The following is a 13,128-nucleotide window of genomic DNA, read 5'->3' on the forward strand; positions in this document are numbered from 1 at the left end:
TATCATGAGTTCCTTGAAGGAAGGGAGGAGTGAGTAGCCGCGTGTTCAAACAGCGCGCGGCGGCGCAAAAATGCGGCGGATGGCGGTGCGATCTGTATAACGCTGCGATCGCGATTAATCTCCTGCCAGCGGTGGCAGGCGACCTGACGTCCGCCGTCGATTACCTGATGAATCGGCTCAACCTGACGACATTCATCGCTAACATAGGGGCAACGGGTGTGGAAACGGCAGCCGGAGGGCGGATTAGCCGGGTTCGGTAAATCACCCTGCAACAGCGGCGCATCCCGCGCTACGCCTGGCTGCATTTGCGGCGCAGAGGCAATTAATGCCTGGGTATAAGGATGCAGCGGCGCGTCGAAGATATCGTCGACGGTGGCCAGCTCGACGATTTGCCCAAGATACATCACCGCCACGCGGTCGCTCATATGACGGATAACCGCCAGACCGTGGGCGACGATCACCATCGTTAGCCCCAACTGGTGCTTCAGGCTTTCCAGTAAATTGACCACCTGTGCCTGGACGGAAACATCCAGTGCGGAAACCGGTTCATCGCCCAGCAGCAGCTTTGGGCCTGACGCCAGCGCGCGCGCAATGCCGATACGCTGACGCTGCCCGCCGGAAAATTCGTGCGGATAACGTCCGGCCCAGGCCGCGGGCAAGCCGACCGTCCTGAGCAGCTCGGCGACGTGGTACTGGCGATCCGCTTTTTTCATGTTCTGGTGCAGCCACAGCGGCTCACCGACAATCTGTTCTACCGTCATGCGCGGGTTCAGCGAGGCGAAGGGATCCTGAAAGATGATCTGTAGCTCACGCCGGAGCTGGTTCAGACGTGCGCCTGAGGCGTGGGTGATCTCCTCACCCTGATAAAATACGCGCCCTTCGCTGGCGCCCAGCAGGCGCAGCAGCAGACGGCCGAGGGTGGATTTCCCGGAACCTGATTCGCCGACAATAGCCAGCGTTTCGCCTGGCAGCACCGACAGTGAAACGCGGTCAACAGCCGTGACAAAGCGGGCCGGCGTAAACAGTTTTTTCGGGCCGGGGAAAAGCTTGCTCAGATCCCGGGCTTCAAGAATGGGCGTGGTCATGCAATTTCTCCCAGGGCAATGTGTTGTTCCAGCGGCACGCGGAAGCAGGCAACCTGATGACCCGTGCCGAGCATAGTGAGCGGTGGTTTTTCAGCATGACAGCGCGTCTGCGCGAAGGGACACCGGGTGGCGAAGCGGCAGCCCTGAGGCATAGATTCCGGCAGCGGGACCGATCCGGGAATGGTGGAAAGCTGGCCCTTGCGTACGCCAAGGGAGGGGATCGAGCCCATCAGGCCAATTGTGTACGGGTGCTGCGGGTCGGCAAATATCGCCTCGACGCTTCCCTGCTCTACTACCTGGCCGGCATACATCACCGCCACCTGCTGTGCCACTTCGGCCACCACGCCTAAATCGTGGGTGATCATCAGCACCGCCGTGCCCGTTTCTTCTTTTAAGGTATTGAGCAGGGCGAGAATTTGCGCCTGAATGGTCACGTCCAGAGCGGTAGTGGGTTCGTCAGCGATCAGTAATTTGGGATGGTTTATCAGCGCCATCGCAATCATCACGCGCTGGCGCATCCCCCCGGAAAGCTGATGCGGGTAAGCCTTAAGGCGCATCTCTGCGGCCGGGATCTGCACCTTCTCCAGGATCTGTAGCGCAACCGTCAGCGCCTCAGCCCGGGAGATCGTTTGATGGCGCATCACCGCTTCACTGAGCTGATCGCCAAGCGTGAAAGCCGGGTTGAGCGAGGTCATGGGCTCCTGGAATATCATCGCCAGCTCGCTGCCGCGCAGATTGGCATACTCGCGCGGCGAGAGCTTGCGCAGATCGTGGCGGCGGAAGTGCATCTCCCCACTGACGATCCTGGCGCTGGCAGGCAATAACCCCATCAGCGCCAGGGAAGTGATGCTTTTACCGCAGCCGGACTCGCCCACCAGCGCCAGCGTTTCGCCCGCCCTTACCGTCAGCGAGATGTCTTCGAGCACGCTTACCGGCGAGCCCGCGAATTTAACGTTGAGGTTTTGCAGCCGCAGTACGGGCATGGAGTCCTTAAAGGGTATCGTCGTCATAGCGTGGAATCGTCCTCAAGGTGGATGGCCTGAATCAGGGCGGTTTGCAGGCTGAGCAGGTGTTCGCGCATGGCGGCCGCAGCTTCATTAGGCTGGCGATGAATAATCGCTGACATGATTTTGTGATGGTGGTCGTTATAGTTGTCGACACGTTCGGGGGTGCGGGCAAGCTCGCGTAAATACTGCCAGCCGGGCTCCCGGCGGACGGCATCTATCGCATCGAAAAGCCCTAGCATCAGGCGGTTGCCGGCAGCTTCCGCAATGGCGCGGTGAAAGGCGCTATCCCACAGTTCGTTAAGATCGCGGTCATCCGGGCTGACCTTGTCAATGCGTTCCAGCATGCGCTGCATGAGCGCGAGGTTTTCCCTGGTGGCACGCAGTGCCGCAAGTCGGGCTAAGCCGGGTTCGAGCTGTAGTCGAGCTTCCATGACTTCCAGCAGGTTGGTTTGCTGAACCAATCCCTGAAGCGCCAACGGCTCAACAGGGGCAGCCGGACCAATGAAGGTACCTTTGCCCTGCTTGCGCCAGATCCGCCCTTCTTCTTCCAGCACGTCCAGCGCGCGACGCACTTCGCGTCGTCCTACGCCGAGTGTTTCCGATAGCTCACGTTCAGTGGGCAGCGGAGTGCCTGGTGTTGACTCGTGCTGGTTGATAAGCCCGCGCAACTGGTCAAGCGCGGTGCTGGAATTTGCTAAAACCCGTGAAGGTTTTTCCATATTGGTTCGCTCGCTTTCATCATGACTTTATTTTTATTAACGATAAGTTATTGATATGACGGACTACTTATCGTGCTAATGATTAAGCAATAAGCGAACCAATAGCGCATTGGTTCAGATCTTTTCTGAAAAATGATCGGTAACCGAATGATTTCTTATGAATTATTTTTACATAATTATTACATAACTAAGTGAGGTTCGGAGAGGGGATGGGCAAACAATGCACAAAAGCAGTGCAAATAACGCACTAAAACCGTGCAAATGTTAATAAATTGCACTGATTATATTAACTTTTTGTTAACGAAAATAAGAAGAGAGTTAAGCGAGTGTAGGGAGTATAAAACGACGAAAGCCTGAATCATTTCTGATTCAGGCTTTCTGAATAGTGGCGGAACGGACGGGACTCGAACCCGCGACCCCCTGCGTGACAGGCAGGTATTCTAACCGACTGAACTACCGCTCCACTGTTCCCGCTTGGGGAACGAGGCGAATATTACGGTCTGCCTCGTAACTCGTCAACGCTTTTTCTCAGGTTTTGAATCGTTTGCTGCAAAAATCACCCAAACGGTGATTTAACAAACGTTTCCGCCTTTTTTCACCCACGCCACAGACAGCTTCCGCCCTTCTTCTGCACTAAATCGAGGCGAGATTCGTGGTTCATCAGCTCTTCATCACTGGCTAAAACAACCCGCAGGCGATTAGCCTGGCGCACGACACGCTGAATGCCGCCTTCATCCCGCGTCTGCTGGGATTCATTTTCCATACTGAATTTTATCGACGTTTGCCCGCCGGTCATGGTCAGGTAAACATCGGCCAGGATCTGGGCATCGAGCAATGCGCCGTGCAGGGTTCGCTTGGTGTTGTCTATCTCATAGCGAGAGCACAGGGCATCAAGGCTGTTACGCTTGCCGGGAAACATCTTCCTTGCCAGCGCCAGGCTATCCGTGACTTTACAGAACGTATTGGTCTTTGGAATATCGCGGTTGAGCTTGCTGAACTCATAGTCCATAAAGCCGATATCGAACGACGCGTTATGAATGACAAGTTCCGCACCTCTGATGTAGTCGAGAAATTCATCCGCGACATCGGCGAAGGTGGGCTTATCCAGCAAAAACTCATCGGCAATCCCGTGAACGCCGAACGCTTCCGGATCCACCAGCCGATCGGGTTTGAGGTAAACGTGGAAGTTGTTGCCCGTAAGACGGCGGTTCACCACTTCAACGGCACCAATCTCAATGATTTTGTGCCCTTCGTAGTGGGCGCCAATCTGGTTCATACCGGTGGTTTCGGTATCAAGAACAATCTGGCGAGTAATTGCAGTGCTCATAGCGGTCATTTATGTCAGACTTATCGTTTTACTGAACGTTTCAAATACAGGAAGTCTACCAGAGATGCGTAAACAGGTAGAAATTTTCACCGATGGATCTTGTCTCGGTAACCCAGGGCCCGGCGGCTATGGCGCCATTATGCGCTATCGCCAGCATGAAAAAACATTTAGTGAAGGCTATTTCCTGACCACCAACAACCGCATGGAGTTGATGGCGGCCATCGTGGCGCTGGAAGCCTTAAAAGAACATTGTGACGTGGTGCTGAGTACCGACAGCCAGTATGTTCGCCAGGGCATTACCCAATGGATCCACAACTGGAAAAAGCGCGGTTGGAAAACGGCAGAGAAAAAACCCGTCAAGAATGTCGATCTCTGGAAGCGTCTTGATGCCGCCCTCGGTCAGCACGAAATCAAATGGGAGTGGGTAAAGGGGCACGCCGGTCACCCTGAAAACGAACGCTGTGACGAGCTGGCTCGCGCGGCGGCATCAAACCCAACCCATGAGGATGCAGGTTATCAACCTGAATCCTGATCACGGTTTTTTGTACTGCCGCGTGGCACCCACGGTCTGGCGGATCCGCGTTTTTGATTTGCTTTGCTTCATTGGGTTGAGCGTAAGTGGGATCGTCCTCTTACGCGCGACAATAAATTGCATGCAGCCCAGCGCGGGTAAATGGGTACTTAATAAGACCCCGCCTTTACGCGTCCAGGGGATGACCTGAAAACCCCCGTAGCTCAGCACTTCGAAATTTAACAGTGAAAGCCAGTCCAGCTGGCGCATCATGGTAAACATCCGGCTGTTATATGGCGCCGTGCGGCGCAGAACGGGCGTCAGTTTACGTAGCCCGATCAGACTCAGCGGATTAAAACCGCTCAGGATCAGCCAGCCGTCATCAATCAAAACGCGGTCGGCTTCCCGCAGCAGACGATGGGGATCGCTGCACCAGGGCAGCGTATGGGCGAGCAGACAGGCATCAATGGATTTTTCCGCAAAAGGCAAATGCAGCGGATCAGCCTTCACCTGAACCGGGGAGCCATTAAGCGATACGCTAACCTGATGCGAGATAGCGCAGCTTTCGGTATTGATTTCTGCGCTCAGATTGCCAATCTTAAGCAGGTGAAAACCATACATTTTCGCGAGCCAGGGTTTAAGCTGAAGTTCTAAGGCCTCGCGATAATATTCACCCCAGGGCAACTCTGCCCAACGTTCCGGTGGTGCGACAGTCTGAGGTATCCTTGCCGGTTTCATCAAAACACCCGCCACGCTATAAGAGGTAATGCATGAATCTTATCAGTATTTCCGCCTTTCAGGACAATTACATCTGGGTTTTAGTCGATGACGATCGCAGATGCATCATTGTTGATCCCGGCGAATCCGTACCGATCCTGCACGCGATAGAAGAAAACGACTGGCAGCCTGAAGCGATCCTCCTTACCCATCACCATCACGATCATGTCGGGGGTGTTCCCGATCTCCTTGCGCGCTATCCCCATATTCCCGTCTACGGACCAGCAGAGACACAGGATAAGGGTACGACGCAAGTTGTCGAAGAAGGCGAAAGTATCCTCATCCTCGGGTGCGAGTTTTCCGTATTTGCTACGCCAGGTCACACTTCCGGTCATCTCTGTTTCTACAGCAAACCTTATCTTTTTTGTGGCGACACGCTGTTTTCCGGCGGCTGTGGAAGGCTGTTTGAAGGCACGCCAGAACAGATGTATCAATCTTTACAAAAAATTAATGCGCTGCCAGCCGACACCGTAATTTGTTGCGCACATGAGTATACATTAGGGAATATGAAGTTTGCTGCAAGCGTACTACCAGAGGATCGGGCGATTCAGGATTATTACCAGAAAGTGAAGGAGTTACGTGCAAAAAACCAAAAAACACTCCCCGTAATTCTGAAAAATGAGCGACAAATAAATTTATTTTTAAGAACGAATGACGTTGATTTAATTAATAAAATTAGTCAAGAAACAAATTTGTTACAACCTGAAGCGCGATTTGCATGGTTAAGGTCAAAGAAAGATAACTTCAGATAATTGCGGGTTGCCTTTTCAAAATTTCGCCGTTATCATCGCTCGTCTTTTAAGCAACTATTGACACACACATGAAGGCAAAAGCGATATTACTCGCCTCTGTCCTGCTTGTAGGTTGCCAGTCACAAAACGGCAGCAACGTACAACAGCACGCACAGAGCCTTTCTGCGGCTGGTCAAGGGGAAGCAGGGAAGTTTACAAGTCAGGCGCGATGGTTGGACGATGGGACATCCTTCGCGCAGGAACAAGACTTGTGGGCCTCTATTGGCGACGAGCTAAAGATGGGAATTCCGGAAAACAGCCGGATTCGCGAACAGAAACAGAAGTATTTGAGAAATAAGAGCTATCTCCACGATGTAACATTACGGGCAGAGCCGTATATGTACTGGATAGCAGGGCAAGTTAAGAAACGTAACATGCCTATGGAACTGGTACTACTACCCATAGTGGAGAGCGCTTTTGACCCGCACGCGACGTCTGGCGCCAATGCAGCAGGCATCTGGCAGATCATTCCGAGCACAGGGCGAAATTATGGTTTAAAGCAGACCCGCAACTACGATGCGCGTCGTGATGTTGTCGCTTCAACGACAGCCGCTCTCGACATGATGCAACGTCTGAACAAGATGTTTGACGGCGACTGGTTATTGACTGTCGCGGCGTATAACAGTGGTGAAGGTCGTGTACTGAAGGCAATGAAAGCGAATAAAGCGCGTGGAAAATCCACAGACTTCTGGTCGCTCTCACTGCCACAGGAAACAAAGATTTACGTACCGAAAATGCTGGCATTGAGTGACATTCTCAAGAACAGCAAACGTTACGGTGTACAACTGCCAACACCAGACGAAAGTCGTGCACTGGCGCGTGTCCGCCTCAGCAGCCCTGTTGATATTCAACAGGTTGCCGATATGACGGGTATGTCGGTAAGTAAGCTTAAAACCTTTAATGCAGGTGTTAAAGGCTCCACGCTGGGTGCAAGCGGCCCGCGCTATGTGATGGTTCCGCAGAAACACGCGGAGCAGTTACGTGAGTCTTTAGCTTCGGGTGAAATTGCAGCCGTTCAGTCTACGCTGATTGCTGATACGTCGCCTGTAAGCAGCCGCAGCTATAAGGTGCGTTCAGGTGATACGCTTTCAGGTATTGCATCACGTCTTGGCGTGAATACGAAAGATCTCCAGCAGTGGAATAATCTGCGCGGATCCGGTCTGAAAGTGGGTCAAACGCTGACCGTAGGTGCAGGTAGCAGCGCACAGCGTCTCGCTAAAAACAGCGATAGCATTACCTATCGCGTACGTAAAGGCGACTCGCTGTCCAGTATTGCTAAGCGTCACGGCGTAAACATCAAAGATGTGATGCGCTGGAACAACGATACTGACAACCTGCAACCTGGCGACCAGCTGACGTTGTTTGTGAAAAACAGCGCTACGCCAGATTCCTGATAGTACGATCGCTTATTAAAAAGGCACCGATTCCCCTCGGTGCCTTTTTTGTTTATCCCGCTTTTTGCGCTTCAGCCATAATGGTGTCGCTGGTAAACGATCCATCGTCATGCAATTCAAAGTACGCCTTGACATCAGCAGAGGCACTCTCCTGATACAATCGGATCGCCTGAGTTAATGCCTCCGGTGTGCGCATCCGTGCAATCCATGACGTGAACTCCAGCGACAAACGGTCGGTTATCAATGAGCGTGAAATCAAGCCAGCTTCGGTGATAAACGTAAGCCACTCTCCACTGGAGTAGTTTTGCACGTGCGAGGTATCACGCAGCGCTTCAACCGTCTGGAGCCAGATATTCCGTACCGGATGCCCGGGAGACATCACGTCCATGATGATGAATATTCCGCCCGGTTTGAGCACGCGTTTCACTTCCCGTAATGCCTGCCCCACATCATGCCAGTGGTGTGCAGAGTAACGGCTAATCACAGCCTCAAAGGATGCATCCTCAAAGGGTAAAGATTCAGCGTAGCCCTGGCGCGTCGTGACGTTATTCAGCCCTTTCGCTTTCGCCGCTTCAGCAACCACATCCAGCATCTGGCTCGATAAGTCATACGCCGTCACCTGAGCAACCTGCTGTGCGGCGGTAAAACTGGCGTGCCCCGCTCCGCAGCCTAAGTCCAGCACGTGCGCGTCAGGAAACGCGGCGAGCCGTTCGCCGAGACGTACCAGATCGCGGCCAGAGGCATGTACGGCACTGCTCAGGTAGGCACTTGCCTGAGAACCAAACTGTTTTTCGACGTTGTCATGATGGGAGTGTGTTGTTGTCATGTTGCTGTCCTTTTATGGGTTAAAAAATAAAGGGCAGCACCCGCACAGGCCTGCCCCACGGCAGACCTGACGCACCATTATTTATCAGGTTTGCCGGGACTGAATTCGACTAGTAGAGGATTATGATCGGAGGCGCGCGTCACCAGAACGGAGGCGTCGTGCACGCTTAAACCCCGATAGAAGACAAAATCGAGAGGACGACCAAACGCTTTCTTGCGCTGGTCATCGTTAAAACGAACTTCACGCAGCGACATTTCACGCGCGAAGCGGTACAACGCGTTCATACGCGGACGGCTCCAGGCATTGAAGTCCCCGGCCATAATGATCGGCCCACTGTGATGAGCAATCTGATCGCCGATGGGAAGTAACTGCTTACTGTACACATCAACACCCAGGCTGAAGTTCACCGCATGAATGTTTACCACCATCAGCAGACGGGTGTCGGGCAACGGATAGACCGTGACCAGCGCTGATTTTGCCAGACGCAGGATCGGCTCACGTTCACGCAGCGGGCAGCAATAGACCGGATGTGCGGCTGAAAGGGTCATCACCCCGGAAGGATGCTGTGGCAGAACAAAGGCAGGCACCTGATCGGCTGCAAGATAGTTCGTCGTTGCAAACCTGACCAGTTCAGGCGTGGTTTGCGCCTCCTGTAACAGAACCAGATGCGCATCTTTACCAAAATTTTGAAGTACGGATAACCACTCCGCACGCTGTTGCTTAAAGATGTTCCACACCAGTACGCGAATTTTTTCGTCACTGCTTAATGGAGTGCCCGCTGGTAATGCCTGGCTAAGGCTCGCAAACGACCCCGGAGGCAAGATCCTCTCCGCAGGCATTCCGGCAACATAACGCATGGCATAGGTATTTTTTCGCACTTTTGGAAACGGCCTCTGTAACATGAACCAGCCCGGAAAACGGACTGGTTCTAATGTTATAGGGATTTTAGGTCACACTTTCAACGCAATTACTGAGAAACCGCTTTCCAGTTTTGTAAGCAAGCACTTACTGATACTTATCCAAGTGCGACGCGAGCGGGTTTATCAAGCCGTCCACTGAGACCAATAAGGAGGAAAGCGATAAGCACAATTACCGCACCAATCCATGGCGTTTGGGTTAATCCAACATGTTCAACCACCAGCCCACCGATAACCGAACCGAGTGCGATACCGATATTAAATGCGGCGATATTCAGCCCAGATGCGACATCCACCGCATTAGGCGTATAACGTTCGGCTTTCTGCACAACATATACCTGCAATCCCGGCACATTACCAAAAGCGAATATCCCCATAACCAACACCGTTACCAGCGCGGCGTATTGCATCGATGCGGTGAACTGGAAAATCATCAGCAGGGCAACCAGGGCGGCGAAGATGAATTTCAGCGCCGGTACCGCACCATGCTTATCCGCAAGCTTGCCGCCCCAGATATTGCCGATTGCGACGGAGATACCGTAGCCCAGTAAAATCCAGCTCACCGCGCCCGGAGAAAAACCAGCCAGTTCCTGCATCATCGGTGCAAGGAAGGTGAACGCAGTGAACACACCTCCATAACCCAGGGCCGTAACGGCATAGATCAGCAGCAGGCGCGGGTGTGTCAGAACTTTAACCTGATCGCTCAGGCTGGCGCTCGCGCGCCCCGGAATACTGGAGGGCACCAGCAGCAGGCTGGCTACCAGAGCAATCACGCCCAACAGCGATACCGCGAGGAAGGTTTCACGCCAGCCAAAATGTTGTCCGATAAACGTTCCTAACGGCACGCCGGTGACCAGCGCGACGGTTAAGCCACCAAACATAATCGCAATGGCTGACGCCGCTTTCTCTTTTGGCACCAGGCTGGTTGCAATCGTGGAACCGATGGAGAAGAAGACACCGTGCGCGAGGCCTGTCAGCAGGCGGGCAATGACCAGCGTGGAGTAATCCGGTGACTGCCACGCCAGAATATTGCCGGCGGTGAAGAGCACCATCAGGGCAACTAACAGTTGTTTACGTGGAAAGCGTCCAGTCAGTGCGGTCAGCACAGGCGCCCCAACAGCGACGCCTAACGCGTAAATAGATACCAGCAGCCCGGCAGAAGGCAGCGAGATAGCGAGTTGTTCAGCAATGGTAGGAACAAGTCCTACAATAACAAATTCGGTCGTGCCGATTGCGAAGGCACTGATCGTCAGGGCAAGAAGCGCCAGTGGCATAAAATACTCCGTCTCTTCAGGATTAAGATGACAGGCAGTATGCGCCAGTGTTTAAATAACAAAAATGGTTAGAATCTCAATAGAATTTTGCAGGTGATGCAATAATGAAAGCCACATCGGAAGAACTGACTGTCTTCGTTGCCGTTGTTGAAAGCGGCAGCTTCAGCCGTGCTGCCGAACAGCTCGGACAGGCGAACTCCGCCATCAGCCGCTCGGTGAAAAAGCTGGAGATGAAGCTCGGGGTGAGTCTGCTCAACAGAACAACGCGGCAGCTCAGCCTGACGGAAGAAGGTGAACGTTATTTTCGACGCGTGCAGTCCGTTTTGCAGGAGATGGCGGCAGCAGAAACGGAAATCATGGAATCTCGCAGCACGCCGCGTGGGCTGCTGCGCATAGATGCGGCGACGCCGGTCGTGCTGCATTTCCTGATGCCGTTGATTAAACCCTTCCGCGAACGCTACCCGGAGATGACCCTGTCTCTGGTCTCCTCTGAGACGTTCATTAACCTGATTGAGCGTAAAGTTGACGTGGCGATCCGCGCGGGAACCCTGACGGATTCAAGTTTACGCGCTCGCCCTCTGTTCACCAGCTACCGCAAAATTATCGCGTCACCGCAATATATTGCAGAGCATGGCAAACCTGAGACCGTTGAGGAGCTGAAGCAGCACCTGTGCCTGGGCTTTACGGAGCCTGTCTCGCTGAACACCTGGCCCGTGGCCTGTCATGACGGACAACTTCATGAGATCACCTGCGGACTTTCGTCTAATAGCGGGGAAACGCTGAAACAGCTATGTCTTGAAGGAAACGGGATCGCCTGTTTATCAGACTATATGATTGATAAGGAAATAGCTGCGGGCCAGCTAGTTGAGCTAATGGCTGACAAACGCTTACCTGTAGAGATGCCTTTTAGCGCGGTGTATTACAGTGACAGAGCAGTAAGTACGCGCATACGCGCTTTTATCGACTTCCTTAGCGAACATATAAAAACAGCTCCCGGAGGAGCTGTGTGAGGGTTTAAGGGTACAGAGGGAGGGTTTTTATTAATCCCAGTTAGGTGCTAACCCTTCGGGACTGACCAGACGATCGTTGCATTCCAGTGCAGCGATCGCTTTTTTATCTTCATCATCGAGCTGGAGATCCCACGCTAACAGGTTACTTGCCAGGTTTTCACGTTTGGTTGAAGACGGGATCACGGCATATCCTTCACCTATCGCCCATGCCAGGATCACCTGTGCAGCTGTTGCTTTGTGTTTTTCAGCGATGCGTGCAATCACTTCATCTTTCAGGGCCTTACCATATGCCAGCGTCATGTACGAGGTGATGTGAATGCCATGCTGTTTCGCCCAGTCCACAACTTTGCGGTTTTGCAGGTAAGGAGAGAGTTCAATCTGGTTAGTAGCAATATTCTCTTTACCCACTGCGGCAATGGCTTTTTCCATCAATGGGATAGTGAAATTCGAGATACCAATTTCACGCGTCAAGCCCTGCTCTTTTGCTTCCAGCAGCGCCTGCATGAACTCTTCTACGGAGACGGCATCGCCAGGTGATGGCCAGTGGATCAGCGTCAGATCAACATAATCAGTACGCAGCTTTTTCAGACTTTCCTTCAGGCTTAGGATCAGCTTGTCTTTGCTGAGGTTCTCAATCCAGATTTTGGTGGTGATGAAAAGCTCATGGCGCGGTACGCCGCTCTCCTCGATAGCCTGACCTACGGCAGCTTCGTTGTCATAAATCTGCGCCGTATCAATAGCGCGATAGCCCAACTCGAGTGCGGTTTTAACAGATGCGATAACAACGTCGTCCTTCAGGCGAAAAGTGCCCAGACCCAGTGCAGGGATAGTCATATCATTCCTCAATCGTTATGTTCGTAAACTGAGGAGGATTATCGCTGTGGTTGTTATATCGAAAAAGATCGTAAAATGCAGAGGATTTTTGCTAATTTCGCAATAGTAAAACGACAGATATGAAAAAAGCCCTGAGCGTTAGCTCAGGGCTTTTAATAAGTGGCGGAACGGACGGGACTCGAACCCGCGACCCCCTGCGTGACAGGCAGGTATTCTAACCGACTGAACTACCGCTCCACCGAATACTTCTGTAACCACCGGATTAATGCACCGGCTTACTACTTAATTTGATGCCTGGCAGTTCCCTACTCTCACATGGGGAGACCCCACACTACCATCGGCGCTACGGCGTTTCACTTCTGAGTTCGGCATGGGGTCAGGTGGGACCACCGCGCTAAAGCCGCCAGGCAAATTCTGTTAATCTGTATCAGGCTGAAAATCGTCTCTGTCTCTTCGCCAAAACAGCTTCGGCGTTGTAAGGTTAAGCCTCACGGTTCATTAGTATCGGTTAGCTCAACGCATCGCTGCGCTTACACACCCGACCTATCAACGTCGTAGTCTTCAACGTTCCTTCAGGAGACTTAAAGTCTCAGGGAGAACTCATCTCGGGGCAAGTTTCGTGCTTAGATGCTTTCAGCACTTATCTCTTCCGCATT

13 protein-coding genes, 2 tRNA genes and 2 rRNA genes are annotated in these 13,128 nt (G+C 52.8%); 4 read left to right on the plus strand and 13 right to left on the minus strand.

Annotated elements, in window-relative coordinates; translation table 11 throughout:
* Positions 1-2 precede the first annotated feature (2 nt).
* The 5 genes from ACNQ0T_RS11110 to dnaQ form a co-directional block, all read right to left on the minus strand.
* Positions 3-1,085, minus strand: a complete 1,083-nt coding sequence (locus tag ACNQ0T_RS11110) for an ABC transporter ATP-binding protein (RefSeq protein ID WP_022647134.1) — start codon at positions 1,083-1,085, stop codon at positions 3-5.
* Entirely contained in the window at positions 1,082-2,095 is a 1,014-nt protein-coding gene (locus ACNQ0T_RS11115; RefSeq protein WP_126490717.1) for an ABC transporter ATP-binding protein, read from the minus strand. The genes ACNQ0T_RS11110 and ACNQ0T_RS11115 overlap by 4 nt, the downstream gene beginning before the upstream one ends.
* On the minus strand, positions 2,092-2,811 hold the full coding sequence (locus ACNQ0T_RS11120) for a FadR/GntR family transcriptional regulator (RefSeq protein ID WP_022647132.1): 720 nt from the start codon (positions 2,809-2,811) through the stop codon (positions 2,092-2,094). The genes ACNQ0T_RS11115 and ACNQ0T_RS11120 overlap by 4 nt, the downstream gene beginning before the upstream one ends.
* 386 nt (positions 2,812-3,197) lie before the next feature.
* Positions 3,198-3,274 (minus strand) — tRNA-Asp (locus ACNQ0T_RS11125).
* A gap of 132 nt (positions 3,275-3,406) precedes the next feature.
* Positions 3,407-4,138 carry a DNA polymerase III subunit epsilon gene (gene dnaQ, locus ACNQ0T_RS11130; protein ID WP_072201000.1) on the minus strand — a complete coding sequence of 244 codons (732 nt, stop codon included), beginning with the start codon at positions 4,136-4,138 and terminating at the stop codon, positions 3,407-3,409.
* On the opposite strand from dnaQ, the gene rnhA reads away from it, so the two are divergent.
* On the plus strand, positions 4,092-4,670 hold the full coding sequence (gene rnhA / locus ACNQ0T_RS11135) for a ribonuclease HI (protein WP_160840538.1): 579 nt from the start codon (positions 4,092-4,094) through the stop codon (positions 4,668-4,670). The two genes, dnaQ and rnhA, sit on opposite strands and share 47 nt — an antisense overlap.
* Here rnhA and ACNQ0T_RS11140 read toward each other — a convergent pair whose 3' ends face one another.
* Complete coding sequence (locus ACNQ0T_RS11140; protein ID WP_023299381.1) at positions 4,671-5,387, minus strand: class I SAM-dependent methyltransferase; 717 nt, start codon at positions 5,385-5,387, stop codon at positions 4,671-4,673.
* Between the two features lie 32 nt (positions 5,388-5,419).
* Here ACNQ0T_RS11140 and gloB point away from each other — a divergent pair, with 32 nt between their 5' ends.
* Together gloB and mltD are read left to right on the plus strand one after the other, a co-directional pair.
* Positions 5,420-6,178, plus strand: coding sequence for a hydroxyacylglutathione hydrolase (gene gloB, locus ACNQ0T_RS11145; protein ID WP_193132238.1), 759 nt, complete (start codon positions 5,420-5,422; stop codon positions 6,176-6,178).
* Positions 6,179-6,246: 68 nt separating this feature from the next.
* On the plus strand, positions 6,247-7,611 hold the full coding sequence (gene mltD / locus ACNQ0T_RS11150; protein ID WP_022647128.1) for a murein transglycosylase D: 1,365 nt from the start codon (positions 6,247-6,249) through the stop codon (positions 7,609-7,611).
* Positions 7,612-7,663: 52 nt separating this feature from the next.
* Here the strand turns inward: mltD and ACNQ0T_RS11155 are convergent, their stop codons facing one another.
* From ACNQ0T_RS11155 to ACNQ0T_RS11165, 3 genes are all read right to left on the minus strand, one after another.
* Entirely contained in the window at positions 7,664-8,437 is a 774-nt protein-coding gene (locus ACNQ0T_RS11155) for a class I SAM-dependent methyltransferase (protein ID WP_023299379.1), read from the minus strand.
* Positions 8,438-8,514: 77 nt separating this feature from the next.
* Entirely contained in the window at positions 8,515-9,315 is an 801-nt protein-coding gene (locus tag ACNQ0T_RS11160; protein ID WP_032621812.1) for an endonuclease/exonuclease/phosphatase family protein, read from the minus strand.
* Positions 9,316-9,452: 137 nt separating this feature from the next.
* Positions 9,453-10,628 carry an MFS transporter gene (locus ACNQ0T_RS11165; protein ID WP_048966287.1) on the minus strand — a complete coding sequence of 392 codons (1,176 nt, stop codon included), beginning with the start codon at positions 10,626-10,628 and terminating at the stop codon, positions 9,453-9,455.
* Positions 10,629-10,732: 104 nt separating this feature from the next.
* Between ACNQ0T_RS11165 and yafC the strand changes: the two genes are divergently transcribed.
* Entirely contained in the window at positions 10,733-11,638 is a 906-nt protein-coding gene (yafC, locus tag ACNQ0T_RS11170; protein ID WP_022647124.1) for a DNA-binding transcriptional regulator YafC, read from the plus strand.
* A 30-nt stretch (positions 11,639-11,668) separates the two neighbouring features.
* Here the strand turns inward: yafC and dkgB are convergent, their stop codons facing one another.
* The 4 genes from dkgB to ACNQ0T_RS11190 all read right to left on the minus strand — a co-directional run.
* Positions 11,669-12,472: a 2,5-didehydrogluconate reductase DkgB gene (gene dkgB / locus ACNQ0T_RS11175; protein WP_063850114.1), complete on the minus strand. Its 804-nt coding sequence runs from the start codon at positions 12,470-12,472 to the stop codon at positions 11,669-11,671.
* 160 nt (positions 12,473-12,632) lie between these two features.
* Positions 12,633-12,709: transfer RNA gene (locus ACNQ0T_RS11180), tRNA-Asp, on the minus strand.
* Between the two features lie 55 nt (positions 12,710-12,764).
* Positions 12,765-12,880: ribosomal RNA gene (rrf, locus tag ACNQ0T_RS11185) — 5S ribosomal RNA — on the minus strand.
* A gap of 69 nt (positions 12,881-12,949) precedes the next feature.
* Positions 12,950-13,128: ribosomal RNA gene (locus ACNQ0T_RS11190) — 23S ribosomal RNA — on the minus strand; the annotation flags it as partial.

This window comes from Enterobacter cloacae complex sp.6700776 (genome assembly GCF_048284255.1).
GTDB lineage: Bacteria > Pseudomonadota > Gammaproteobacteria > Enterobacterales > Enterobacteriaceae > Enterobacter > Enterobacter intestinihominis.